Source organism: Winslowiella arboricola (assembly GCF_025527015.1).
Taxonomy (GTDB): Bacteria; Pseudomonadota; Gammaproteobacteria; order Enterobacterales; family Enterobacteriaceae; genus Erwinia; species Erwinia arboricola.
On the sequence record NZ_JAODIM010000033.1, the window covers coordinates 25,701 to 51,025 of the forward strand.

Here is a 25,325-nt window from a genome sequence, read left to right on the forward strand (position 1 = left end):
GATTAAGCCTCCCGGCTGCGGGCACACATCATGGTTGCTTCGCAGACAATTTTACCGTCAACAGTGGCCACGCCTTTAAAGCGCGTCAGGCCACGACGGGTTTTCTCAAATGTGACTTCCATAATCATCTGGTCGCCAGGTACGACAGGACGCTTAAAGCGCGCTTCATCAATACCAGCAAAATAGTACAGCTCGCCCGGTTCCAGTTTACCCACGCTTTTAAACGCCAGAATACCGGTGGCTTGCGCCATCGCTTCCAGAATCAGGACGCCTGGAAAAATCGGCTTACCAGGGAAGTGCCCCTGGAAAAACGGTTCATTGACCGTTACGTTTTTCACTGCACGCAGATATTTATGCTCTTCAAAATCAAGAACGCGATCTACCAGCAAAAATGGGTAACGGTGCGGCAGTAGCTCTAAAATCTCTTCAATCTTCAGAGTATGAGTTTCAGTAGTCAAAATACTCTTCCTGTCCTAAAAAATATCTGATGGCATTAATAACACGGCCTGCAAAGATCACAGGATCGTCCGCAGGCCGCAAATTCTGTTTCCGTGCGCTTGGCTTTCCCTGCTTCGCATGTTTTATTTATCAAAGCTGGGCAGACGCGGGATGTTCGCTTAGTCTTTGCCGACTTTGCGCTCGATGTTCTTTAAGCGTTTGCTTAACTCATCAATGTTCATCACCAACGCTGCAGTTTTACGCCAGGTTTTGTTGGGTTGCAGCGGAATTCCGGAAGAGTATACCCCAGGTTCGGTAATTGGTCTCATCACCATTCCCATTCCGGTCACCGTAACTTTGTCACAAATCTCCATGTGACCGTTAATTACGCTGGCACCGCCAATCATACAGTAGCGACCAATCGTCAGGCTGCCCGCCATGATCACGCCACCCGCCACTGCGGTATTGTCGCCAATCACAACGTTATGTGCAATCTGACACTGGTTATCAATGATAACACCATTGCCGATTTGAGTGTTATCCAGTGCGCCACGGTCGATGGTAGTACAGGCGCCAATTTCCACCCGGTTACCAATCACTACGGTGCCAAGCTGAGGGATTTTCACCCAATTTCCGCGATCGTTAGCATAACCGAAGCCATCTGCACCGATCACCGTGCCTGACTGGATCAGACACTGCTCGCCGATTCGCACTTCATGGTAAACCGAAACATTGGCCCAAAGACGGGAACCAGCGCCGATGTGGGTATCTTTACCTACAAAACAGCCAGCGCCAATCACGACGTTATCACCCAGCTCAACGCCAGATTCGATCACCGCATTAGCGCCGACTGAGACATTTTTACCGAGTTTAGCGCTGGCATCAATCACCGCACTGGGTGCGATATTGCTGGCCGGTTGCGGAGTAGTGTCTAACAGTTGCGCCATACGCGCGTAAGTCAGATAGGGATTTTTAACGATCAGCGCGGCGCTCTGGCACCACTCCAGATCCGCTTCCGTCAGCACCACGGCTGAAGCCTGGCAGGTTGCGAGCTGCTCGCGGTAGCGACTGTTAGATAAAAAAGTGATCTGACCGTTTTGGGAGGATTGCATAGAAGCAATGCCGGAGATGACGATATCGCCATCCCCGTGCAATTCTGCATCCAACTGCTGGGCTAAATCAGCCAGTCGAATTGAAGACATGGATTATTTAACCTGTTTCAGTACATCAGCAGTGATGTCTTTAGAGTTAGATGCATAAGCTACTGCGTTTGCATCGATAACGACGTCGTAACCTTCATCGTCAGCCACTTTCTTCACAGCGTCCTGAATACGGCTCAGGATTTTATTACGCTCTTCGCTCTGACGACGACGGTTGTCCTGCTCAAAAGCCTGCGCTTTAGTCGAGAACGCTTCACGCTGCGTCATAATGTCTTTTTCCATGCGGCTGCGCTCGCTCGCCTTCATGGTAGAGCCGTCGCGCTGCAGACGCTGCATTTTAGTTTGCAGATCACGTTCCTGGTTCTGCAGCTCGCTTGCGCGGCCTTTGAATTCATTTTCAAGCTGCTTCGCAACTGTCGCACGCTGCGGTAACTGTTGGAAAATGCTGGAAACGTTTACCACTGCAATTTTGTCAGCAGCCTGGGCGCCAGCTGAAACAGCTAAAGCAAGACTCAGACCTGCGGCACATAACAACTTTTTCACTATAAACTCCTTACCATCACCGTTCGTGTCATTGACACATGTTTTGCGTGACCCCGGCGACAATAATGTCACCGGGCGACAACGCGATACTCACTTGAGCAGCTTCCTTGCGCAGGTCGTTACCAGGTTTTACCAATGTTAAACTGGAACTGCTCTGCTTTATCTCCATCATACTTTTTCATCGGCTGAGCGTATGAGAACACCAGCGGGCCAAGTGGAGACATCCACTGCAGCGCCAGACCGGCAGAAACACGTACGTTGGTTGGATCGCTGTAATCCGGCGCACCTGCCGCGCGGGTTTCAGCAGTATCCTCCCAATGGGTATCCCAGACGGTACCGGCATCAACAAACAGCGATGTACGTACCGAGTTAGAATACTTCTCACTCAGGAATGGCGTTGGTGTAATCAGCTCCATGCTGGCTACCGCCATAGCGTTACCCCCTACCGCATCGTCAGAGCTACAGAGTGCTGCTGTTCCTGAACAGTTTGACGAGTTGTTATTGTAGTAGACCGCTTTCGGACCGATGTTATTCGAACGGAAACCACGTACCGTGCTGGAGCCACCGGCATAGAAGTTCTCGTAGAATGGCAATTCCTTACCGCTTAAACCATCGCCATAACCCAGACGACCACGACCTAACAGTACCCAGGTACGATCCTGGTTAATCGGCATATACTGTTGGCTGTCCAGCGTCACTTTATAGAAGCTGTTGTCTGAGCCAGGAATCGTCACTTTACCGTTCAGGTTGGTACGGTTACCTGAGGTCGGGAAGAATCCGCGATCCAGATTGTTGTATGTCCAACCATAGTTGAAGGTAAAGTCATCTGCTGAATAATCTTCGCCTGGCTCCTGACCAACGGAACGCAGATAACGCCACATAGCGATCTGCGGCTGCATATCAGACAGGGAGTTATGTACATAACCCAGTCCGACACGCAGGGTGTTATTTTCGTTAATCGGGAAGCCCAGCGTACCGTCCGCACCATAACTTTTGTTGGTGTAGTCAGACAGGTCAGCATCATCCGCTTTAAAGTCGTTGTAGAACAGACGACCGCCAAGGCTGACGCCATCAACGGTAAAGTACGGATCCGTCAGAGAGAATTCTGCATAGGTCTGGTAATCGTTTTTGGTACCACTGATACCAACGGTATTACCGGTTCCCAGCCAGTTTTCCTGCTGTACGCCGACCTGGAAGCTGACGCCGCTTTCGGTGCCGTAACCAATACCAAAGTTAAAGGTACCGGTGTTGCGCTCTTTCACCTTGTACACCACATCGACCTGATCAGGCGATCCAGGTACACGCTGGGTATCGGTGTCGACCGTTTCGAAATAACCGGTACGGTTCAGACGCTCTTTACCCTGCTCAACGAGGTCGCTGCCCAGCCATGCCCCTTCCATCTGACGCATTTCGCGGCGCAGAACGGAATCTTTCGAAGTATCGTTACCTTCAAAGCGTACTTTACGTACGTAGTAACGGTTACCGGCATCGACGTTGACATGCAACTTAACGGTTTTATCCGCATCGTTAATTTCAGGCTGCGTCACCACGCGTGGATAAGCATAGCCGTAACGGCCAAACATCTTCTTGATGTCGTCTTCCATGCGCGTCACTTTGGCGCCGTTATACAGCTCGCCCGGCTCGACTTTGGTCAGGCCTTCAACTTCCGCTGAGTGACCCGCCATATTGCCGTTAACCACCACACCTGAAAGCTTGTACTGATCGCCTTCGGTGATATTGACGGTGATATAGATGCCTTTTTTATCCGGCGTCAGGCTGACCTGGGTGGAATCGATATTAAAGCGGGCATAACCGCGATCCAGATAGAAGCTGCGCAGGGTTTCAAGGTCACCCGCCAGTTTCTGCTTCTGGTATTTACGATCGCCCACCACATTCCACCATGGCACTTCATCGCGCAGCTGGAAACGGGAGATCAACTCTTCTGAACTGAACGCTTTGTTACCGACCACGTTAATCTGCTGAATCTTGGCGGAAACACCTTCGGTGAACACCAGTTTCAGGTCAACACGGTTGCGCGGCAGCGGTGTAACCACTGCTTTTACGCTGGCGCTGTATTTGCCGACGCTGTAGTAGAAATCCTCCAGACCCTTCTCGATTGTCGAGATGGTAGTGCGGTCCAGCGCTTCGCCGACGCGTACGCCAGAGGCTTCAAGGTTCTGCTTAAGCATGTCTTCTTTCACCGCTTTGTTGCCGGAGAAAGTGATGCTGGCAATGGTCGGACGCTCTTTCACTTGCACAATCAGCGTTTCGCCGTCGCGCAGGACCTGAACGTCTTCGAAGTTTCCGGTCGCAAACAGGGAGCGAATGGTATTACTGATGTCTTCGTCAGACACAGAATCCCCTACCCGCACAGGCATGCTAAGCAAGGCCGCACCGACGGCGACTCGCTGCAGTCCTTCGAAATGAATGTCCTTCACTACGAACCCGTCTGCACCGTATACGGTGGCGCTGCTAAACAGCAGCGACGCTATGAGCAACTTTTTCATCGCCATCGTTGTTATGCGTTCTTCCTAACACATCCCGAGCCTGCGTGCGCCTTGCGGCGACGACTACAAGCGAGAGAAATCATTGAATAGTGCAAGCCCCATTAACAGCACCAGCAAAATTGAGCCGATACGATAACTGAAGTCCTGAACTCGCTCAGACACCGGTCTTCCCTTGATCTTTTCGATCGCCAGGAAGAGCAGATGACCACCATCTAAAACCGGTAATGGGAACAGGTTGATAATCCCGAGGTTCACGCTGATTAACGCGAGGAACATCAGATAATAAATCACACCATATTCAGCTGACATCCCGGCACCCTGCGCGATTGAAATCGGCCCGCTCAGATTGTTCAGCTTTACATCACCCGTCACCAGCTTGCCAAGCATGCCGACCGTCAGCTTCATCAGTTGCCAGGTTTTATCCGTAGCCTCACCAATTGCCGCAAACGGACCATACTGGCGCACCGTCTTATATTCGTCCGGCAGTGGGATCACGCGGGGTATCACACCCGCAAACCCTTCTGCACTGTTATCCGGCTTCGCCTCAGGCGTCAGCGTCAGACTGACCACTTCCCCCTGGCGCTCAACGTCAAGCGCAATGGCCTTACCGGGATTGTCACGCACCTGGGTGACAAAACTCTGCCATTGCCCTAATAGCTGACCATCGACTTTAACGATCCTGTCGCCTGCTTGCAAACCTGCCGCACTGGCAGGTGAGCCAGACTGCACTTCAGCCAGTACCGATTCAATCTCTGGTCCACGTGGCCGAATCCCTAATGCCACCACCGGGTCCTGCTTATCAGGCTCGAATTGCCAGTTGCGCAAATTGAGCTTTTTTTCCGTTGATTGCGAAGAGCCAAATGGCGCCACCCGGATAGTGGTTTCGTCGTCGCCGATTTTCGCCACCAGCGCCATACGTACTGCTTCCCAATCAGGCGTTTCGATACCGTCTACTGCTTTTAGTTCCATGCCCGGCGCAATTTGCGCTTCCGCAGCCACCGAACCGCTCACTATTTCACCAATAACCGGACGAACCCCAGGCACGCCATGGATAAATACCAGCCAGTAAGCAAAGATGGCAAAAATGAAGTTAGCGATGGGACCGGCAGCAATAATAGAGGCGCGCTGCAGCACGGTTTTGTTATTGAAAGATTGATGACGCAGTTCAGGCGGCACGCTCTCGACGCGTTCATCGAGCATCTTAACGTAGCCACCAAGAGGAATAAGTGCGATCACATACTCAGTGCCCTGACGATCGCGGCGGCGCCACAGCGCTTTACCAAAACCGATGGAGAAGCGCTCAACTTTGACGCCACAACGGCGTGCAACCCAGAAATGACCGAACTCATGGACGGTAATCAACACGCCCAGCGCAACGATAAAGGCAGCAAAGCTCCAGAGTATGCTCAACATGGCAATGATGCGTCCTTTATAGGGTTTTGAAGACCAGCAGCAGCAGGCAGGCAAACACCGGCACCGCAGCAGTCAGGCTATCAATACGGTCGAGAATACCGCCGTGACCCGGAATCAGATTTCCGCTGTCTTTAATCCCGGCTTCGCGTTTAAACATACTCTCGGTCAAATCACCCAGTACCGACGCTAATGCCGCGACAATCGAGCACGCCAGCAGGGTAACCGGCTCGATGGTTAACGGCGCCCACAGGCCAAACAGCCAGGAGATCAACGCCGACGTCAGCAGCCCGCCAAAGAAACCTTCCCAGGTTTTGCCCGGCGAGACTTTTGGCGCCAGCTTGTGTTTGCCAAACAGACGACCAAACATATAAGCGCCAGAATCCGCGCCCCACACCAGCAACATCACATACAGCAGCCACCAGGCACCGGCAAAATGGTCGATATCATAGTGATACTGGCGCAATGCCAGCATGCCCCAGAAGAAAGGCACAATGGTCAGGATACCGAACACTAAACGCAGGAAACGTGATTGACGCCAAAGTGCGGCGGATGTCGGATAAAACAGCACTAATCCCAGCGCCACCAGCCACCAGCCGAGCGAGGCCCAGAGCGAGATAGTCATCACGGGTAAATGCAGACTGTGCTGATACGCCGGAAGCGCCAGCATCATTAAGGCGAGCAGCAGACCGCAAAGCACGGCCAGCCAGATACGTTGAGAGCGGGATGCAAAGCCCGCAAACTGACCCCATTCCCATGCGGCCAGCATACACACCACCAGGATGGTAATCATAAAACCTGACGGTGGCAGCAAAAACAGCGCGGCAATTACCACCGGAATCAGTATGAATGCCGTAATCAGACGAGATTTCAGCAAAGGTTACCCCCAGTGCGCTCAGGCGCCACCAGGTGCTGCGCCGCCAAACCGGCGCTCTCGGTGTGAGAAAGCATTCATTGCACCTTCAAAAACTTGTTCATCAAAATCAGGCCAAAGAACATCAGTAAAGTAAAACTCTGCGTAGGCAACCTGCCATAGCAGGAAGTTACTGATGCGATGTTCTCCCCCGGTCCTTATTACCAGATCCACTGGTGCCAGATCGCTGAGGCAAAGATGCTTCGCCAGGGACTCTTCTTCGATTTGATCGGGACGAAGCAATCCTTCCTGCACCTGCTCGGCGATTTGTCTGACGCCATGGATAATATCCCAACGGCCACCATAATTCGCGGCAATGTTGAGCGTTAGTCCATTATTTTGTTGAGTAAGTTCCTCAGCGCGGCGAATCCGCTCTTGTAAGCGTGAATTAAAGCGACCGATGTCACCAATAATTCTTAAACGAACATTATGCTTGTGCAGACTTTTGACTTCACTGTCGAGCGCCCAGACAAAAAGCTCCATTAACGCCAATACTTCCTGCGGCGGACGGTTCCAGTTTTCGCTGCTAAAGGCATAAAGCGTGAGTGCATCGAGCTTATTACTCACGGCGAAACTTACGGCACGACGTACCGATTTCACTCCCGCTTTATGACCGGAGATGCGCATTTTTCCCTGGTTCTTCGCCCAGCGACCGTTGCCATCCATAATGATGGCCACATGGCGGGGGCCGGTCCCGAGCTGGTCATCGGTTTGTAATTGATTTTCGGACGACATAACGCGTAATTATTTCCTTTAATCAGAAATACAACGGCTTCTGAATACTCTGTACGCTGGCGCAAAAAAGCCGTGTTCCACACGGCTCTCACTACCGCTACGACAGGCCACATCTGCTCAACGGTAGCCGGTGACTATACCATTTCCGTCCGCGGCGAACAAATAGCGGCTCGGCAAATCGTGAATTACCGGTAAGCGGTAAAGCGCGGCAGCAGTTCATTCGCCACGGCGCGCGCCTGGTTGTCGATCGCAATTACTGCTTCAACACTCTGCGGCTCCTCACAAGAAAGCGCTGCCAATACCGCCATATTCAGCCCGGCAATATCAGTAAAACGAATCTGTGTATTCAGGAACGCAGCGACAGCAATTTCGTTCGCAGCATTCAACGTGGTTGTCGCGGCCTGCCCTTGTTCACAGGCATCCATCGCCAGTTTCAGGCAGGGATAACGCGCGAAATCAGGCTCAGCGAAAGTGAGTGCACCCATGCGGGTGAAATCCAGCGGCGTGACGCCAGCTTTAACCCGCTGTGGCCAGGCCATCGCATGGGCAATTGGCGTGCGCATATCTGGCGACCCCAGTTGTGCGATCACGCTACCATCGCGATAACGCACCATAGAGTGAATCACCGATTGCGGATGCAGGATCACTTCCATCTGCGCGTCAGTGGCATTAAACAGCCAGCGGGCTTCGATGTATTCAAGGCCTTTATTCATCATGGTGGCCGAGTCGACAGAGATTTTACGTCCCATCGACCAGTTCGGATGCGCACATGCCTGATCTGGCGTTACGCTGCTGAGCGCAGCGACTGGCGTGTCACGAAAAGGGCCACCCGATCCCGTAAGAATAACGCTATCAATGCCGTTACCCTTGAGATCAGCGTAACCTAACTGCTGCTGGATGGAAGCAGGCAAACTCTGAAAAATGGCATTGTGCTCGCTGTCGATCGGCAAAAGCTGGGCTTTCGACTCGCGTACCGCGTCCATAAATAAGCGGCCGCACGTGACAAGCGACTCTTTATTGGCCAGCAGCACGGTTTTCCCCGCGCGGATCGCCGCGAGGGTCGGTAACAACCCGGCGGCGCCGACAATCGCCGCCATCACCTGGTCGACATCGTCTAATGCCGCCAGCTCACAGGCAGCCTGTTCTCCGGCAAGCACTTCGGTGGCGACATTTAACGCAGCCAGCCGCTGACGTAACGCCTGCGCAGAGGCTTCGTCGGACATCGCCGCAAAGGCGGGACGGAACAGCTGGCACTGTTCAGCCATCAGCTCGACGTTGCGACCGGCGACCAGCGCCTTTACCGCAAATAAATCAGGATTTTCGCGCACCACCGCCAGTGTGCTGGTGCCAACGGAACCGGTCGAGCCGAGGATGGTTAATTGCTTCATTTGGCTGCTCTGTGTAAGTACCCAATATTATTCCATGCAGACGGGCGGCGAAAACGCCGCCCCTACATTCAGATCGGTGTAGGGGCGGCGTTTTCGCCGCCCGTGCTGATAATGTGCATGAACCATGACCAATCAAAATGCAAAACGCCGCCAGAGCCGCCATTCTGCCAGAACGGGAATCTGTACGGCGTTTTTTACGGCGCATAATGGAATTAGAATTCCATCAGTTCCGCTTCTTTTTCTGCCAGCGTCACATCGATTTTTTTGATGAAGACGTCGGTCATTTTTTGAATCTCATCCTGTGAACGACGCTCTTCGTCTTCACTGATCTCTTTGTCTTTCAGCAGCGCTTTCACTTTATCGTTGGCGTCACGACGGACGTTACGAACGGAAACACGACCCTGTTCCGCTTCACCGCGGACCACTTTGATCAGATCTTTACGACGCTCTTCGGTCAGTGCTGGCAATGGAACGCGAATATCAGTGCCTGCAGAACTTGGGTTAAGGCCCAGGTCAGAGGTCATGATCGCTTTCTCAACGGCCTGACTTAATGAACGGTCGAACACGTTGATTTTCAACGTACGTGAATCTTCTACCGTCACGTTAGCGAGCTGACGCAGCGGGGTAGCAGCACCGTAGTACTCAACCATGATGCCATCGAGAATACTCGGTGAAGCACGGCCAGTGCGGATTTTGCTGATATGGTTTTTGAATGCATCGACGCATTTATCCATGCGCGTTTCTGCATCTTTTCTGATGTCGTTAATCACGTTGGAACCCTTGGATTCTGGTTACCAGGCAGGCCTTAGCCAGCTAAGACCCGTTTAAATAATCTTCGATAATTCTGAATGGAGCGCGTGACAGAGCATCGCGCTAACAGAATATACCCTATTTTACGCCGTGACTGATATTAATGCGTAATCAGCGTGCCTTCTTTTTCACCCATCACCACGCGGCGCAGCGCGCCTGGTTTGTTCATATTGAACACGCGGATTGGCAACGAATGGTCGCGCGCCAGGGTAAATGCCGCCAGATCCATAACTTTCAGCTCGCGCTCCAGCACGTCCTGATAGCTCAGTTGATCATGCAGAGTCGCATCCGGGTTGCTCACCGGGTCAGCAGAGTAAACGCCGTCGACTTTGGTGGCTTTTAGCACCACGTCGGCTTCGATCTCGATGCCACGCAAGCAGGCAGCAGAGTCGGTAGTAAAGAATGGATTACCGGTACCGGCAGCGAAGATCACCACACGGTTATTACGCAGTAAACTGATAGCTTCAGCCCAGCTGTAATTGTCACACACGCCATTCAGCGGAATCGCTGACATCAGACGCGCGTTAACATAAGCACGGTGCAGCGCGTCGCGCATGGCAAGGCCGTTCATTACTGTGGCCAGCATACCCATATGATCGCCAACAACGCGGTTCATACCAGCTTTTGCCAGACCCGCGCCGCGGAACAGGTTCCCGCCGCCGATCACCACGCCCACCTGAATGCCGAGCTCGACCAGCTCTTTCACTTCTTGCGCCATACGGTCGAGTACACTTGCGTCGATACCAAAGCCTTCGGCACCTTGCAGTGCTTCACCGCTCAGTTTTAGCAGGATACGTTGATATACAGGTTTTGCATTGGTAGCCATGTCATTTTTCCTGGAAGCTATCATCAAATTGGAAGAGTTAAATCTGATGTATCATCCGCTTAGTCAGCATAAATTGCTATTGGGATGAGACTGAAAATGCGTGGTGCTAAGTTTTTTATCCTGGGCAGACGGGAGCCGATAACGGCCCCCTACGGTATCTGTAGGGGCGGCGTTATCGCCGCCCACAGCTAACACGTACGTAGCCCGGATAAAAAAGAACCGCCGATTGGCGGTTCTTTCAGAGCCTGTTACTGCTTAGACATGGCCGCAACTTCTGCTGCAAAGTCGCTTTCAACTTTCGCGATGCCTTCGCCCACTTCAAAGCGGATGAAGTTAACCACGGTAGCACCTTTCTCTTTCAGTGCCTGGCCAACGGTTTTGGCTGGATCGATAACGAACGCCTGACCGGTCAGAGAAACTTCGCCGGTGAATTTCTTCATACGGCCTTCAACCATTTTCTCTGCAATTTCTTTCGGCTTGCCAGATTGCATAGCGATATCCAGCTGAACCTGACGCTCTTTCTCAACCACTTCGGCAGACACGTCTTCCGGGTTGACGAACTCAGGCTTGCTTGCTGCAACGTGCATTGCAACCTGCTTAATCAGCTCTTCATCAGCGCCTTTAGCGGAAACCAGTACGCCGATACGAGCGCCGTGCTGGTAGCTGCCCAGCTGCTCACCTTCGAGTACTTCTACGCGACGGATATTGATGTTTTCACCAATTTTGGCAACCAGTGCCACGCGCTGCTCTTCGAACTGGGTTTTCAGCACATCAACATCAGTCACTTTACCAGCGACTGCTGCATCCAGAACTTCATCAACGAATGCCTGGAAACCGCCATCTTTAGCAACAAAGTCAGTCTGGCAGTTAACTTCCAGAATCACAGCGTAGTCGCCCGCGATTTTAGTTTTGATAACGCCATCAGCAGCAACGTTGCCTGCTTTTTTCGCTGCTTTAATCGCGCCAGACTTACGCATATTTTCGATAGCCAGCTCGATGTCGCCGTTCGCTTCGATCAGCGATTTTTTGCAGTCCATCATGCCCGCGCCAGTACGCTCGCGCAGTTCTTTTACCAATGCAGCGGTAATTTCAGCCATTCCAGAATCCTCGATTCGTCTCTGTGTGCCTGAGCACATTAATAGAGACTTGTTGCGGAAAATTTATTCTGCCCCGCCAGCCTGATGGCCCGGCAAAGCAAACTTTAAAAAAATAAAAGGGGCCTTAAGGCCCCTTACAGATCACAATCTGAAATACCCTTCGCCCTTCAAACTGCAGCGGCGTTGGCTTCCTTCTCTCACCCCGGTCACTTAGTTAACTAAGCTCCCAGAATTCGTTCAGTTGCCGCCTTGCTGCAGCTTGAATGCTCTTGGGTATTTAAAGGGCTCGGTTAAGAGCAAGCCTTATTATTCAGCTTCAGCGAAGGTTTCTTCAGCCTGCTGAGCCAGATCCTGTGAACGACCTTCGCGAACGGTGGTAGCGACTGCAGTCAGATACAGTTTTACGGCACGGATCGCATCGTCGTTACCAGGGATAACGAAATCAACGCCATCTGGATCAGAGTTAGTATCAACGATAGCAAATACCGGGATACCCAGGTTGTTTGCTTCTTTGATAGCGATGTGTTCGTGGTCAGCATCAACAACGAACAGTGCGTCCGGCAGGCCGCCCATATCTTTGATACCGCCCAGGCTGTTTTCCAGCTTGGCCAGTTCGCGAGCACGCATCAGCGCTTCTTTCTTGGTCAGTTTCTCGAAGGTACCGTCCTGAGACTGGATTTCCAGATCTTTCAGACGTTTGATGGACTGACGAACGGTTTTCCAGTTAGTCAGCATGCCACCTAACCAGCGATGGTTAACGAAGAACTGGTCGCAGCTCAGAGCAGCTTCTTTCACCGCTTCGCTTGCCGCGCGCTTAGTACCAACGATCAGGATCTTACCTTTACGGGAAGAGATCTTGTTCAGTTCAGCCAGAGCGTTGTTGAACATTGGTACAGTCTGCTCAAGGTTGATGATGTGAACTTTGTTACGTGCGCCGAAGATGAATGGCTTCATTTTCGGGTTCCAGTAACGGGTCTGGTGACCGAAGTGTACACCGGCTTTGAGCATGTCGCGCATGGAAACAGTTGCCATGATTACCTCTAAATAAATGATTGGGGTTGGGCCTCCACATATCCCATACAACCGACCCGGAACAGCGATAACGCTCTTCGCAGGCACCCCGGCGTATGTGTCGATACGTGTGTGTTATTTACACATAATGAGATTTATGCGTTTCCTGCATAACAAGTTTAACCTTGTCGTACAGAGAATCGTCGGCGCGCTTTATACCATAAAGCCGCCTGTGACGCCAATAATTGTTATCCCGCCAGACGCAACTCAATCACTATTTGGCAGCATCCGGACAGGCTGTTAACATTGTATCACTAGCTACATTATTGTCGAAAATGACGACAACAGCGGATAAAATTAATGGCAATTTCAATAAAAACCCCTGAAGAAATCGAAAAGATGCGCGTGGCGGGCCGTCTGGCAGCCGAAGTGCTGGAGATGATTGAACCCTATGTGAAGCCGGGTATCAGTACCGCTGAATTAGATCGCATTTGTCACGACCATATCGTCAATAAGCAGCAGGCGATCTCCGCCTGTCTCGGCTATCACGGTTTTCCCAAATCAGTCTGTATCTCGATTAACGAAGTGGTGTGCCACGGTATCCCGAGTGATGAAAGGCTGCTGAAGGACGGCGATATCGTCAATATCGACGTCACCGTGATCAAAGATGAGTATCACGGCGATACCTCGAAGATGTTTATCGCTGGTACGCCGACGATTCTTGGTGAGCGTCTGTGCCGCATCACGCAAGAGAGCCTCTACCTGGCGCTGCGCATGGTGAAACCGGGTATTCGTCTGCGCACGCTGGGCCGTGAGATCCAGAAATTTGTTGAAGCGCAGGACTTCTCGGTGGTACGTGAATACTGCGGCCATGGTATCGGCAAAGGTTTCCACGAAGAGCCACAGGTACTGCATTACGATGCGGATGATGGCGGTGTGGTGCTGCAGGCTGGCATGACCTTCACTATCGAGCCGATGGTGAACGCCGGTGATTATCGTATTCGCAGCATGAAAGATGGCTGGACGGTAAAAACTAAAGATCGCAGCTTGTCCGCGCAGTATGAGCATACTATTGTGGTGACAGAAAACGGCTGTGAAATTTTGACGCTGCGTAAAGATGACACCATCGAAAACGTGTTAGTGAACGAGGGTTAACCCCGCGAAGCACGCTGCGTAAACCCCAATAAAAGCCGGCGCTGTTGCCGGTTTTTTTATGTCCGAGCGATGCTGAAGAGAGAGCGCAGATGAGCAATAGCGTGACAGAAAAAATGAATATCGGGCTTTCGGACTCTCCGGCCCACTGGGACGATACGCAACTCACCCGCGAAACCCTGAAGCAGTACCTTGACGCCTTTAACCAGCATCTGGCCGATGCCTTTGATGCCGGCGCCGATGCTGAAGATCTGATCGATGCCCGCACCCTGTTTATTGACCGCCTGTTGCGTCGCCTGTGGCGTTTTTACGGTTTTGACGTGATGACTGATATCGCGCTGGTGGCGGTCGGCGGCTATGGTCGTGGCGAGCTGCATCCGCTGTCTGATATTGATGTACTGATCCTCAGCCGCAAACCACTGGACGAAGCGGCAGCGCAACGCACTGGCGAACTGCTGACGCTGATGTGGGATCTGAAACTGGAAGTGGGCCATAGCGTGCGTACGCTGGAAGAGTGCCTGCTGGAAGGGCTTTCCGATCTTACCGTCGCCACCAATCTGATCGAATCACGCATGCTGGTAGGCGATGTCGCGCTGTTCCTTGAAATGCAGAAAAACGTCTTCAGCGACGGTTTCTGGCCATCATCGCGCTTTTTCGCCGCCAAGATTGAAGAGCAGCAGGAGCGCCACAAACGCTACCACGGCACCAGCTACAATCTGGAACCGGATATTAAAAGCAGTCCGGGCGGACTGCGCGATATCCACACCCTGCTGTGGGTGGCGCGTCGCCATTTTGGCGCCACCTCGATGAGCGAAATGGTCGACTTTGGTTTTCTTACCGAGGCCGAGCGCAACGAACTGAACGAGTGCCAGAGCTTTTTATGGCGTATTCGCTTTGCGCTGCATCTGACCCTGACCCGCTACGATAACCGCCTGCTGTTCGATCGCCAGCTTACCGTGGCCCAGCGCCTGAACTATCAGGGCGAAGGCAACGAGCCGGTGGAGCGGATGATGAAGGACTTCTTCCGCGTCACACGCCGCATCAGTGAACTAAACCAGATGCTGTTGCAGCTGTTTGACGAGGCGATTCTGGCGCTGGGCGCCGATGAGAAGCCACGCGCGATTGATGATGATTTTCAGCTGCGCGGCAGTTTAATCGATCTGCGTGATGAAACCCTGTTCGATCGCGAACCGGTGGCGATTATGCGCATGTTCTACACCATGGTGCGCAATCAGAATATTACCGGCATCTACTCCACTACCCTGCGCCAGCTGCGCCATGCTCGCCGCCACCTGAAACAGCCGCTCTGCACCATTCCGCAGGCGCGTAAGTTGTTCCTTGCGATCCTGCGCCATCCCGGCGCGGTCAGTCGCGCGCTGGTGCCAATGCATCGCCACAGCGTGCTGTGGGCGTATATGCCGCAGTGGAGCAATATTGTCGGCCAGATGCAGTTTGATCTGTTCCACGCCTATACCGTTGATGAACACACTATCCGCGTGCTGCAAAAGCTGGAAAGCTTTGCCGATGAAGCGACGCGCCCGCGCCATCCGCTTTGCGTCGAGCTATGGCCGCGCCTGCCGCAGCTGGAACTGCTGTTAATGGCCGCGCTGTTTCACGATATCGCCAAAGGACGTGGCGGCGACCACTCGGTGCTTGGCGCGCAGGACGCGCTGGAGTTTGCCGAGATGCACGGGCTTAACTCGCGCGAAACCCAGCTGGTCGCCTGGCTGGTGCGCCATCACTTACTGATGTCGGTCACCGCGCAACGACGCGATATTCAGGATCCAACCGAGATTCAGCAGTTTGCAGAAGTGATGCAGAATGAAAATCGCCTGCGCTATCTGGTCTGTCTGACCGTCGCCGATATCTGCGCCACTAATGAAAACTTGTGGAACAGCTGGAAACAGAGCCTGCTGCGCGAACTGTTTTTCGCTACCGAGAAGCAGCTGCGTCGCGGCAGTGAAAACAGCCCGGATCTGCGCGAACGTGTGCGGCATCACCGTTTGCAGGCGCTGGCGCTGCTGCGCATGGACAATATCAATGAAGAGGCGCTGCACGATATCTGGTCACGCTGTCGCGCGGACTATTTCCTGCGCCACACGCCGAATCAGCTGGCGTGGCATGCGCGCCATCTGATGGACCATGACTTAACTAAACCGCTGGTGCTGGTGAGTCCGCAGGCCACACGCGGCGGCACCGAGATCTTTATCTGGAGCCCGGATCGCCCTTACCTGTTTGCCGCGGTCGCCGGTGAGCTGGATCGTCGCAATCTTAGCGTGCATGATGCGCAGATCTTTACCAGCCGCGACGGGCTGGCGATGGATACCTTTATCGTACTGGAACCGGACGGCAGCCCGCTGTCAGCCGATCGTCACCTGATGATCAGTCAGGCGCTGGAGCAGGCAATTACCCAGACCAACTGGGTGCCACCACGTACCCGACGCCAGGCTGCGAGGCTGAAGCACTTTAACGTCGATACAGAGGTCAACTTTTTACCGACCCATACCGACCGCCGTACCTATCTGGAACTGATTGCGCTTGATCAACCTGGTTTACTGGCGCGCGTGGGCGAAGTCTTCTCGGATCTGGGCGTGTCACTGCACGGTGCGCGCATCAGCACCATCGGCGAGCGGGTAGAGGATTTATTTATTCTGGCAAACAGCGATCGGCGTGCACTTGATGCCGAATTGCGTGATGTATTGCAACAACGGTTGACAGAGGCACTTAATCCAAACGATAAAGTGTGACGCAGATTTAATTTTTACCATGTAATGTAGGGGCGGCGTTATCGCCGCCCGTGCAGAACGATTGATTACAGGAACTATATTTAATGCAACAATTACAGAGTGTTATTGAAGCCGCCTTCGAGCGCCGTGCCGACATCACCCCAGCTAACGCTGATACCGTGACTCGTGAAGCCGTAAACCAGGTGATCAGCCTGCTGGACAGTGGCGCCCTGCGCGTTGCTGAAAAGATTGACGGTCAGTGGGTTACCCATCAGTGGCTGAAGAAAGCGGTTCTGCTCTCATTCCGCATCAATGACAATCAGGTGATTGATGGCGCAGAAAGCCGCTATTACGACAAAGTGCCAATGAAATTCGCCGACTACGACGATGCACGCTTTAAGAAAGAAGGTTTCCGCGTCGTGCCGCCTGCAGCCGTGCGTCAGGGTGCGTTTATCGCCCGTAACACTGTGCTGATGCCATCCTATGTCAATATCGGCGCTTACGTTGATGAAGGCTCAATGGTTGATACCTGGGCGACCGTGGGATCTTGCGCGCAGATCGGTAAAAACGTTCACCTGTCTGGCGGCGTTGGCATCGGTGGCGTACTGGAGCCGCTGCAGGCTAACCCGACTATCATCGAAGATAACTGCTTTATCGGCGCACGTTCTGAGATCGTTGAAGGCGTGATCGTTGAAGAAGGCGCAGTGATCTCGATGGGCGTGTATATCGGTCAGAGCACCAAAATCTACGATCGCGAAACCGGCGAAGTGCATTACGGCCGCGTACCTGCTGGATCGGTGGTGGTTTCCGGTAACCTGCCATCGAAAGACGGTAGCTACAGCCTGTACTGTGCGGTGATCGTGAAGAAAGTCGACGCCAAAACGCGTGGCAAAGTGGGCATCAACGAACTACTGCGCACCATCGACTAATCATACTGCGGGCCACGCCCTGTGGCCCGTAATCTTTTCTTTACACTTTCCCGCGCATTTACCTGTTTCGCGTAGCGAATTAACAGGTGCATTTGTTCAGATTTCAGACGATAATCCGCGCCAGTTAACCTTAACTACCGTACGACGGTTTCTCCATTTTCGACTTCTGTGACTACATTGATCGCATTAGTACGAAACGAGTGAGCTAAGTGAAGACAAGGCGTAAGCGCGCAGCAACCGCAGTGGACTTGAGTCCATGAGCATTGCGAGCACTGCACAACGCAGGATTCACGACGCGCAGCCGGATCGACACCAACTTACAAAGGAATCAGAACCATGTATGACAATCTGAAAAGTCTGGGCATATCCAATCCCGATGATATCGACCGCTACAGCCTGCGTCAGGAAGCCAACAACGACATCCTGAAAATCTATTTCCGCAAAGATAAAGGTGAGTTTTTCGCCAAGAGCGTAAAATTTAAATATCCGCGTCAGCGTAAAACTGTGGTCGGCGACAGCATCGGCCAGGGTTACAAAGAAGTGCAGGAAATCAGCCCAAATCTGCGCTATGTGATCGACGAACTGGACCAGATTTGCCAGCGTGACCAGGTAGAAGTGGACCTGAAACGTAAAATCCTGCATGACCTGCGTCATCTGGAAAGCGTGGTATCAAATAAAATTACCGAGATCGAATCCGATCTGGAAAAATTAACCCGTAACGGGCGTTAATTGCCGGGGCGGCGTGATATCGCCGCCCGCTTCTTTCCTATGGCTGCTCATCCAGCTGTAACGCTACATATAACAACAGCCTGTCATCGAAATTACTCAGATTTAACCCCGTCAGCTCCGAGATCCTGTTCAGACGATATTCCAGCGTATTGCGATGGATAAACAGCGCTTTTGCCGTGGCCGAAGGCTGCACATTATGGCTGAACCACGAAATCAGCGTTCGCCGCAGTAAGCCGTTACTGTCCAGCGCCTTCAGTTTTGCCAGCGGACGTGACAGTTCATTCGCCTGCCAGCCGCCGCGTAAACTGTCCAGTAACACCGGCAGCACTAAATCCTGATAAAAGTAGCTACGCTGATCCGGCATCCGCTGTTTGCCCACCAGCATAGTGGTGTGTGCGGTTCGATATGAACGCGCAATACTGCCCTGCCCGGTAAAAAAATTACCCAGCGCAATCCTGATACGCAGATGCCCGCTCTCTTTCATCCGTGACAGCAGCTGCTCAACGCGCCGCCGGTGCTCGTCCTGATCGTGGCGACCATGGGAATTTAGCGCCGGTTTTAGCACAACCATCTCTGTCAGCGAAACAATGGCGATCAGGTTATCGCGCTCGGGCGTGGTCAGCAGAGTTTGCAGTTGCTGCAACTCGGACATCGCACTGTCGACGCCCAGCTGTCCGCTGTCGACTTCCACCACCGCTACCACGCGCGGCTGGTTAAGATCGATACCCAGACGCTGCGCCCAGTCATTCAGGGCAGGCGAAAGGATTTCATTGCGGATTAAATTCAGTACCAGCTCTTCACGTAAACGGCTGTCCTGCGCCAGCATATGCAGCAGACGTGCCTGTTCCAGCATCATCTCAGCGGTCATACAGACCAGTTCACCATAGTGGCGCAGAGTCAGCGGGTCGCCGGTCAGACCGATCACGCCGACGATCTCGCCATCAATACGCAGCGGTAAATTAATACCCGGCCGCACGCCATGCAGATGCTTCGCTACCGCTTCGTCGATATCCACTACCCGCGCTTGCGACAGCGCCAGCAGCGCCCCTTCGTGCATTTCCCCAATGCGTTCACGATCGCCACTGCCAACAATGCGCCCGCGCGCATCCATCACGTTGACATTGCTGTCAATAATTTTCATCGTGCGCGCGACGATCTCCTGGGCCAGACGTGCATCCAGATGATAGGTGGCCATCAAACACTCCTGCAAAGCATAGGGATATTCAGCATACCGGGGAGAATCGCGCGACACATTGTGCAACTGCACAGAGCGGTGTTTCAGCTGTAAAAATTGCGGGGGGTATCACAAACAGAGCGAAGAATGGTGCTAAAAAGTACCGGCGTCAGGGCGCCGGTACTTCAGAAGTTACTGCATTACCAGGTAGATAGTGCTGTCACCACGCTGAATATTTAGCGCCAGCACTGCAGGTTTGCCATCAAGGATCTTACGTAATTCGCCAAGGTTAGCCACCGCCTGCTGGTTCACCCCGAGGATCACATCCTCCTTCTTCAGGCCGATGCGCGCGGCTGCCGTATTCGGCTTTACGTTGTCGACCTTAACGCCTTTATTGTTGGCGATATTGCTGAGATCGGCGCCTTCAATACCAGCGTAAATGATCGCGGAGTCCACTTTGTTCTGCGTACTCTGTTGCAGCTCAACATTTACCGTCACCGGTTTACCATCACGCAGCAGGCCGAGTGCCATTTTGCTGCCCACCGGCAGGGTTCCCACCTGGGCGCGCAGCGCGGAGAAGCTGGAGATCGGTTTCTGGTTAACGGAAACAATCACATCACCGGCTTTAATCCCGGCTTTCGACGCCGAAGAGTCAGGCAATACCTGGCTGACAAAAGCGCCGCGCTGAGCATCAACTTTCATCGCTTTCGCCAGTTCGGAGTTCAGCTCGGTGCCCATAATTCCCAGCTCACCGCGTTTCACCTGACCGTATTCCACCATCTGCGCAGTCAGGTTTTTCACCATATTGCTGGGGATGGCGAAGCCGATACCGATATTGCCGCCGTCCGGCGCGAGGATGGCGGTGTTAATGCCAATCAGTTCACCGTTAAGATTGACCAGCGCACCGCCGGAGTTGCCCCGGTTAATCGCGGCATCGGTCTGGATAAAGTTCTCATAGTTTTCAACATTCAGGCCGCTACGACCCAGCGCCGAAACAATACCCGAGGTCACGGTTTCACCCAGTCCATAAGGGTTGCCGATCGCCACGGTATAATCTCCGACGCGCAGATTATCGGAATCCGCCAGCTGAATCGCCGTCAGGTTTTTAAAGTCCTGCAGCTGGATTAGCGCGATATCAGAGCGCGGATCTTTGCCGATCACTTTGGCGTCATATTTACGCCCGTCACTCACCTGCACCTGAATTTTCGTGGCGTTATCCACCACATGATTATTAGTGACAACATAGCCTTTAGCCGCATCAATCACTACGCCAGAACCTAGCGCTCGGAATTTCTCCTGCTGAGTATTGCCGCCGTCCTGACCATCTTGCCCGCCCTGCCCACCGCCCTGACACATTGGCGAACTCTGGAAAGGTGAACCATCCTGACAGAACGGTGAATTATCACCAAAGAACTGCTGGAACTGTTGCGGCATGCGCGGGGTGCGCACGGTAGTACTTCCTTCAACGTTAATACTGACCACGGAAGGCATAACTTTTTCCAGCATTGGCGCCAGACTTGGCAATTGCTGGGTGGAGGAAGAGGCTGTTTCGGCAGCCTGAGTCACTGCTGGATTCAGCGCCATACCCAGGCTCAGAGCCAGTGCGCTCAATACTAAGGTTGTTTTTTTCATTCGTCGGTTTCTCGTCTCTGACAATGATGCAGACCATTGCTGTGGTCACGATTTTAAGATTAAATTTTTAGCGCGAAGTTCATGTTTAAGTATTTGGTAATGGTAAAAATTTATTCTTAATCTTTACAAATCTCGCCAGCAAACTTTTACTCTACCGCCATCAGGCGACGATATTCATCCCAGGCGTACAGATCGGTCATGCCACTGATATAATCCTGCAACAGACGGGCGCGATAATAGCGCTCCCACAACAGGCGCTGATACTTATGTTCAACGATGATAGTTCTCATTTTTTGCTGATATGCTTTACGATGCTTACCCGACAATTTATGGAACAGCCGCGTCTCAATAGGACGACCTTTTAAAAAGTCCTCATTCATTAATGCGGTAAAATCTTCGTAATTCAAGGTCAGCAATGGCTTATAGATATCCAGCAACCCCTTCATCACGCGATAACCCTGTAGCTCCAGCTGCTCCACTTCCGAGTGGTTAAAGACATGCCTGCGCGCCACGGTTTTGAACATCGCCAGCAGACGCCCTTCTTCGCCATCATCTTCTAATAATGCGTGATTAAAATCGCCGGCGAAGATAGCCGGTAAATTTTCCACAAAGCGTTTTACCGCGTAGGAAACTAAAACATTTTGCACACTGACGCGCAGCGACATAAAGAACTGATCGTTCTTGCTGCGGAAACGTCCATTGCCATTGGCATTTTTCCACGCATAACCAACCGTCCGGGAAAAAACATCACCGGTTTTGGCTTTGCCCCAGCTCTGTTCAAGAAATTCATATAACGCATCGACATTAAAAATCGCTTTTTCTACCGCATCATCTAAGTCGGCAATACAGTAAGAAATATCATCGGCCGCTTCCATAATATAGGTCAGCGGAAAACGGTGATGCTCCTGAATATCGGTGGCTGCCCGTAAATCGGCAATATAGTCCTGCTCTGACAGATAAAAACCGGGCTTTTTCATCAGCGTGCTAAATTCCGCTGGTTTATCGCCCTGCCACCATGCCGGTGCGGTATATTTTAAAATACAGGCAACCTGAGAATAGGTGAGATTCAGTTGCAGCAACGTATGCACCAGACGTATTGCCTGCGCATTGCCCTCAAAGTGGCAGAGATCCTGACGAATAGTGTCATTAAGCGCGCTAAACGCCTTCATCTCGTCATCGCTGAATACGCCACACACCTGCGGATCGACCAGTTCAGCGGGTAAATTATCATCAAACCAGTCGTTTATCGCCGCCTCGCCAAAATGACCAAACGGCGGGTTGCCGACGTCATGCAGCAGACAGGACATCTCCACCAGGCTTTCAAAAGCGCCGGTAAAATCATCCAGTCCATACTGCTCCAGCCCGCCGCTGGATTTTAGCGTCTCGATAATCTCTTTGGCGATATAACGCCCGGTCTGCTGCACTTCCAGCGAATGGGTCAGGCGCGAACGCACCGCCGCATTACGCTCCAGCGGAAAGACCTGGGTTTTCTGCTGTAAGCGCCGAATCGCCGCAGAGTTAATAATTCGTCCACGGTCACTTTCAAAATGACGCGTAATATTATATTCACCAGCGGGTTCTTCACGGTTATTGTATGGCCGCTGAAAACTCATTTTCTTCCTGAAATTAATCTCTGCCATAATTCCTCTCACCGGGTGCGTGAATACTATCAGGACAACCATGTTAAACTATGCATCACTTCAGGTGATAAATTCTACAACAAAGCGAGACTCTCTATGAAAGCAGGCATTATTGGTGCAATGGAGCAGGAAGTGACCCTGCTGCGTGACAAGATTGAAAACCGTCAGACCCTGACGCTGGGCGGTTGTGAAATCTATACCGGCACCCTGAACGGCGTTGAAGTGGCGCTGCTGAAATCGGGCATCGGTAAAGTGTCGGCCGCCATGGGCACCACGCTGCTGCTGGAGCTGTGCAAGCCTGACTTTATTATCAATACCGGCTCGGCTGGCGGCCTGGCGCCGACGCTGAGCGTTGGCGATATCGTGGTGTCCGATGAAGTGCGTTACCACGATGTTGACGTTACCGCCTTTGGCTATGAAGCCGGACAGATGGCCGGTTGCCCTGCCGCGTTTAAAGCTGACGAGAAGCTGATTGCCGCCGCTGAAAGTTGTATTGCACAGCTGAGCCTTAATGCGGTGCGCGGCCTGGTGGTCAGTGGCGATGCCTTTATCAACGGCGCTGAGCCGCTGGCGCGCATTCGTCAAACCTTCCCGCAGGCGATTGCGGTTGAGATGGAAGCCACGGCTATTGCGCATGTCTGCCATCAGTTCAAAACACCATTTGTGGTAGTGCGCGCGATTTCAGACGTGGCCGATCAGGAGTCACACCTCAGCTTTGATGAGTTCCTGGTGGTTGCCGCGCAACAATCATCCCTGATGGTTGAAACCCTGCTGAATAACCTGCGTGGCTAAATTTTTCGCTGTCCTGCTGTTGCTGCTGACGCTGCCAGGCGTCACGCTGGCAGCCACGGCGCCGCGGGTAATCACGCTGGCGCCACATCTTACTGAACTGGCGTTTGCCGCCGGTATCACACCGGTTGCGGTGAGCGCTTACTCTGATTATCCGCCGCAGGCGACTAAGCTGGAACAAGTGGCTAACTGGCAGGGAATCAAAGTCGAACGCATCCTGGCGCTTAAACCGGATGTGGTGCTGGCGTGGCGTGGCGGTACGCCGCAGCGCCAGGTCGAACAACTGCAGGCGCTGGGGCTGAAGATTGTCTGGATGGATGCGCAATCCATTGAGTCAGTGGTTGACGGGTTGCGTGAACTGCAGGCATGGAGTCCGCAACCCCGGCTGGCACGCCAGCACGCCGATGAGCTGGCGCTGCGGTTTGCCACTCTGCGGCAACGCTATCAGCACCCGCAACGGCGGCCGGTATTTCTTCAGTTTGGCATGCAGCCACTGTTCACCGCCTCGCAGGCCACGCTGCAGAACCAGATACTGCAACTCTGCGGCGGAGATAATATTTTTGCCGACAGTAAAGTGCCGTGGCCGCAGGTCAGCCGCGAGCAGGTGCTGATGCGCCATCCGCAAGCCATCGTTATCACTGGCGCCGCAACACGTATTCCGGCGGTAATTCACTTCTGGCAACCGCAACTCGCTGTACCGGTTATTGCGATCAATGATGACTGGTTTAGTCGCGCGGGACCGCGTATTATTCAGGCAGCTGAGCAATTATGCAGCATGCTCCAGCCCAACAAATAGCTGTAACTGTAAAGACCGGATAAAGAACGGTTAAAGAAACAGCAAATATTGCCGTTAATTAAGTAGTGCCGCGATGGGAACTGATATTCTCATGGCGTTTTATATGCGTCCTGCGCATATGTTTGCACCAGGAAAAAAACTACCATGAAAGCCGTTATTTTGGCCTTAGGCCTGTTGATGGCGGGTAACCTCTATGCTGCTTCCACAACCGGCAGCATCGGGGTGAAATTAACCATCTATTCACTGTGTAAAGTGGATGGGCGTGTCAGTGTCAGTCAGAGAGCACCACAGATTGATTGCGGCCGCCAGATATCCGCACAACCGAAAGTGACCGAAAGCAAAATAGCAAGGAATGCCACCAGTAATCAGGAACAGCGTCTGGTCACCGTCGAGTGGTAAAGCGAAAGGGCGAAGATATCTTCGCCCTTTTTTTTCAGCATCAGATACTGAAAGAAGATCCGCAACCGCAAGTGGTTTTTGCGTTTGGGTTAGTGACAATAAAGCGTGAACCTTCGAGGCCTTCGGTATAATCAACCGCACCACCCACCAGATATTGCAGGCTCATCGGGTCAACCACCAGCGCCACGCCCGATTTCTCGATGGTCATATCGCCGTCATTAATCTTATCGTCGAAAGTGAAACCATACTGGAAACCGCTGCAACCACCACCGGTGATATAGACGCGCAGTTTCAGATCCGGATTATCTTCATCAGAAATCAGGTTTTTCACCTTGCTGGCTGCCGCTTCGGTAAATTGCAGAGGCAGTGCTGTTGCTACATCGTCACTCATTTGAATACTCCAGTAATACGTTCAGGCCGCCGCCTGTCAGGTCAATAGTTGACCATAGCTTTTATCATTATCTAATAGCCTGATAGCGCAAGCAAGTTTTGGCGCATGGTGCTTTGCGGCTAAATGCTTC

General features: G+C 52.7%; 23 protein-coding genes. 7 read left to right on the forward strand and 16 right to left on the reverse strand.

What is annotated here, in order from left to right:
- Positions 1-2: 2 nt before the first annotated feature.
- The 12 genes from fabZ to rpsB form a co-directional block, all read right to left on the reverse strand.
- Complete coding sequence (gene fabZ / locus N5923_RS02065) at positions 3-458, reverse strand: 3-hydroxyacyl-ACP dehydratase FabZ (RefSeq protein WP_017800351.1); 456 nt, start codon at positions 456-458, stop codon at positions 3-5.
- 159 nt (positions 459-617) lie between these two features.
- Positions 618-1,640 carry a UDP-3-O-(3-hydroxymyristoyl)glucosamine N-acyltransferase gene (gene lpxD / locus N5923_RS02070; RefSeq protein ID WP_267140781.1) on the reverse strand — a complete coding sequence of 341 codons (1,023 nt, stop codon included), beginning with the start codon at positions 1,638-1,640 and terminating at the stop codon, positions 618-620.
- Positions 1,641-1,643: 3 nt separating this feature from the next.
- Positions 1,644-2,141, reverse strand: a complete 498-nt coding sequence (gene skp / locus N5923_RS02075; protein WP_267140782.1) for a molecular chaperone Skp — start codon at positions 2,139-2,141, stop codon at positions 1,644-1,646.
- A gap of 119 nt (positions 2,142-2,260) precedes the next feature.
- Positions 2,261-4,654 carry an outer membrane protein assembly factor BamA gene (bamA, locus tag N5923_RS02080; RefSeq protein WP_267140783.1) on the reverse strand — a complete coding sequence of 798 codons (2,394 nt, stop codon included), beginning with the start codon at positions 4,652-4,654 and terminating at the stop codon, positions 2,261-2,263.
- A gap of 57 nt (positions 4,655-4,711) precedes the next feature.
- On the reverse strand, positions 4,712-6,061 hold the full coding sequence (rseP, locus tag N5923_RS02085) for a sigma E protease regulator RseP (RefSeq protein ID WP_267140784.1): 1,350 nt from the start codon (positions 6,059-6,061) through the stop codon (positions 4,712-4,714).
- Positions 6,062-6,077: 16 nt separating this feature from the next.
- Positions 6,078-6,935, reverse strand: coding sequence for a phosphatidate cytidylyltransferase (gene cdsA, locus N5923_RS02090; RefSeq protein ID WP_267140785.1), 858 nt, complete (start codon positions 6,933-6,935; stop codon positions 6,078-6,080).
- 18 nt (positions 6,936-6,953) lie between these two features.
- Complete coding sequence (ispU, locus tag N5923_RS02095; protein WP_267140786.1) at positions 6,954-7,706, reverse strand: (2E,6E)-farnesyl-diphosphate-specific ditrans,polycis-undecaprenyl-diphosphate synthase; 753 nt, start codon at positions 7,704-7,706, stop codon at positions 6,954-6,956.
- A 185-nt stretch (positions 7,707-7,891) separates the two neighbouring features.
- On the reverse strand, positions 7,892-9,094 hold the full coding sequence (gene ispC, locus N5923_RS02100) for a 1-deoxy-D-xylulose-5-phosphate reductoisomerase (protein ID WP_267140787.1): 1,203 nt from the start codon (positions 9,092-9,094) through the stop codon (positions 7,892-7,894).
- A gap of 212 nt (positions 9,095-9,306) precedes the next feature.
- Positions 9,307-9,864 carry a ribosome recycling factor gene (gene frr, locus N5923_RS02105; protein WP_267141017.1) on the reverse strand — a complete coding sequence of 186 codons (558 nt, stop codon included), beginning with the start codon at positions 9,862-9,864 and terminating at the stop codon, positions 9,307-9,309.
- Between the two features lie 140 nt (positions 9,865-10,004).
- Positions 10,005-10,730: a UMP kinase gene (gene pyrH / locus N5923_RS02110; protein ID WP_267141016.1), complete on the reverse strand. Its 726-nt coding sequence runs from the start codon at positions 10,728-10,730 to the stop codon at positions 10,005-10,007.
- Between the two features lie 248 nt (positions 10,731-10,978).
- A complete protein-coding gene (gene tsf, locus N5923_RS02115) occupies positions 10,979-11,827 on the reverse strand; it encodes a translation elongation factor Ts (protein WP_267141015.1) in 849 nt (282 codons plus the stop codon).
- A 306-nt stretch (positions 11,828-12,133) separates the two neighbouring features.
- Positions 12,134-12,859 (reverse strand): 30S ribosomal protein S2, encoded by a 726-nt coding sequence (rpsB, locus tag N5923_RS02120; RefSeq protein ID WP_267141014.1) that lies wholly within the window; start codon positions 12,857-12,859, stop codon positions 12,134-12,136.
- Between the two features lie 339 nt (positions 12,860-13,198).
- On the opposite strand from rpsB, the gene map reads away from it, so the two are divergent.
- From map to N5923_RS02140, 4 genes are all read left to right on the forward strand, one after another.
- The gene (gene map / locus N5923_RS02125; RefSeq protein WP_267141013.1) at positions 13,199-13,993 is read left to right on the forward strand and encodes a type I methionyl aminopeptidase; all 795 of its coding nucleotides are present in this window, start codon (positions 13,199-13,201) and stop codon (positions 13,991-13,993) included.
- An 89-nt stretch (positions 13,994-14,082) separates the two neighbouring features.
- Positions 14,083-16,737 (forward strand): bifunctional uridylyltransferase/uridylyl-removing protein GlnD, encoded by a 2,655-nt coding sequence (gene glnD / locus N5923_RS02130; protein ID WP_267141012.1) that lies wholly within the window; start codon positions 14,083-14,085, stop codon positions 16,735-16,737.
- An 83-nt stretch (positions 16,738-16,820) separates the two neighbouring features.
- Complete coding sequence (gene dapD / locus N5923_RS02135; protein WP_267141011.1) at positions 16,821-17,645, forward strand: 2,3,4,5-tetrahydropyridine-2,6-dicarboxylate N-succinyltransferase; 825 nt, start codon at positions 16,821-16,823, stop codon at positions 17,643-17,645.
- A gap of 336 nt (positions 17,646-17,981) precedes the next feature.
- Positions 17,982-18,374, forward strand: a complete 393-nt coding sequence (locus N5923_RS02140) for a DUF3461 family protein (protein WP_267141010.1) — start codon at positions 17,982-17,984, stop codon at positions 18,372-18,374.
- 37 nt (positions 18,375-18,411) lie between these two features.
- Here the strand turns inward: N5923_RS02140 and N5923_RS02145 are convergent, their stop codons facing one another.
- The 3 genes from N5923_RS02145 to dgt form a co-directional block, all read right to left on the reverse strand.
- Positions 18,412-19,569, reverse strand: a complete 1,158-nt coding sequence (locus N5923_RS02145; protein WP_267141009.1) for a CdaR family transcriptional regulator — start codon at positions 19,567-19,569, stop codon at positions 18,412-18,414.
- 171 nt (positions 19,570-19,740) lie between these two features.
- On the reverse strand, positions 19,741-21,180 hold the full coding sequence (degP, locus tag N5923_RS02150) for a serine endoprotease DegP (RefSeq protein ID WP_267141008.1): 1,440 nt from the start codon (positions 21,178-21,180) through the stop codon (positions 19,741-19,743).
- 146 nt (positions 21,181-21,326) lie between these two features.
- Positions 21,327-22,820 (reverse strand): dGTPase, encoded by a 1,494-nt coding sequence (gene dgt / locus N5923_RS02155; RefSeq protein WP_267141007.1) that lies wholly within the window; start codon positions 22,818-22,820, stop codon positions 21,327-21,329.
- 96 nt (positions 22,821-22,916) lie between these two features.
- On the opposite strand from dgt, the gene mtnN reads away from it, so the two are divergent.
- From mtnN to N5923_RS02170, 3 genes are all read left to right on the forward strand, one after another.
- A complete protein-coding gene (mtnN, locus tag N5923_RS02160) occupies positions 22,917-23,612 on the forward strand; it encodes a 5'-methylthioadenosine/S-adenosylhomocysteine nucleosidase (protein ID WP_267141006.1) in 696 nt (231 codons plus the stop codon).
- Positions 23,605-24,405, forward strand: coding sequence for a vitamin B12 ABC transporter substrate-binding protein BtuF (btuF, locus tag N5923_RS02165; RefSeq protein ID WP_267141005.1), 801 nt, complete (start codon positions 23,605-23,607; stop codon positions 24,403-24,405). Before mtnN ends, btuF begins: the two co-directional genes overlap by 8 nt.
- 144 nt (positions 24,406-24,549) lie before the next feature.
- Entirely contained in the window at positions 24,550-24,804 is a 255-nt protein-coding gene (locus tag N5923_RS02170) for a hypothetical protein (RefSeq protein WP_267141004.1), read from the forward strand.
- A gap of 40 nt (positions 24,805-24,844) precedes the next feature.
- On the opposite strand, the gene erpA is transcribed toward N5923_RS02170, so the two are convergent.
- Positions 24,845-25,195: an iron-sulfur cluster insertion protein ErpA gene (gene erpA, locus N5923_RS02175; RefSeq protein WP_017800373.1), complete on the reverse strand. Its 351-nt coding sequence runs from the start codon at positions 25,193-25,195 to the stop codon at positions 24,845-24,847.
- Positions 25,196-25,325: the final 130 nt, after the last annotated feature.

Excerpts from the sequence above, each read along its gene's own strand:
- lpxD (WP_267140781.1), bottom strand. The coding sequence starts at position 1,640 with ATGTCTTCAATTCGACTGGCTGATTTAGCCCAGCAGTTGGATGCAGAA.
- bamA (WP_267140783.1), bottom strand. The coding sequence starts at position 4,654 with ATGGCGATGAAAAAGTTGCTCATAGCGTCGCTGCTGTTTAGCAGCGCC.
- rseP (WP_267140784.1), bottom strand. The coding sequence starts at position 6,061 with ATGTTGAGCATACTCTGGAGCTTTGCTGCCTTTATCGTTGCGCTGGGC.
- ispU (WP_267140786.1), bottom strand. The coding sequence starts at position 7,706 with ATGTCGTCCGAAAATCAATTACAAACCGATGACCAGCTCGGGACCGGC.
- ispC (WP_267140787.1), bottom strand. The coding sequence starts at position 9,094 with ATGAAGCAATTAACCATCCTCGGCTCGACCGGTTCCGTTGGCACCAGC.
- pyrH (WP_267141016.1), bottom strand. The coding sequence starts at position 10,730 with ATGGCTACCAATGCAAAACCTGTATATCAACGTATCCTGCTAAAACTG.
- tsf (WP_267141015.1), bottom strand. The coding sequence starts at position 11,827 with ATGGCTGAAATTACCGCTGCATTGGTAAAAGAACTGCGCGAGCGTACT.
- rpsB (WP_267141014.1), bottom strand. The coding sequence starts at position 12,859 with ATGGCAACTGTTTCCATGCGCGACATGCTCAAAGCCGGTGTACACTTC.
- map (WP_267141013.1), top strand. The coding sequence starts at position 13,199 with ATGGCAATTTCAATAAAAACCCCTGAAGAAATCGAAAAGATGCGCGTG.
- glnD (WP_267141012.1), top strand. The coding sequence starts at position 14,083 with ATGAGCAATAGCGTGACAGAAAAAATGAATATCGGGCTTTCGGACTCT.
- dapD (WP_267141011.1), top strand. The coding sequence starts at position 16,821 with ATGCAACAATTACAGAGTGTTATTGAAGCCGCCTTCGAGCGCCGTGCC.
- N5923_RS02140 (WP_267141010.1), top strand. The coding sequence starts at position 17,982 with ATGTATGACAATCTGAAAAGTCTGGGCATATCCAATCCCGATGATATC.
- N5923_RS02145 (WP_267141009.1), bottom strand. The coding sequence starts at position 19,569 with ATGGCCACCTATCATCTGGATGCACGTCTGGCCCAGGAGATCGTCGCG.
- degP (WP_267141008.1), bottom strand. The coding sequence starts at position 21,180 with ATGAAAAAAACAACCTTAGTATTGAGCGCACTGGCTCTGAGCCTGGGT.
- dgt (WP_267141007.1), bottom strand. The coding sequence starts at position 22,820 with ATGGCAGAGATTAATTTCAGGAAGAAAATGAGTTTTCAGCGGCCATAC.
- mtnN (WP_267141006.1), top strand. The coding sequence starts at position 22,917 with ATGAAAGCAGGCATTATTGGTGCAATGGAGCAGGAAGTGACCCTGCTG.
- N5923_RS02170 (WP_267141004.1), top strand. The coding sequence starts at position 24,550 with ATGAAAGCCGTTATTTTGGCCTTAGGCCTGTTGATGGCGGGTAACCTC.
- erpA (WP_017800373.1), bottom strand. The coding sequence starts at position 25,195 with ATGAGTGACGATGTAGCAACAGCACTGCCTCTGCAATTTACCGAAGCG.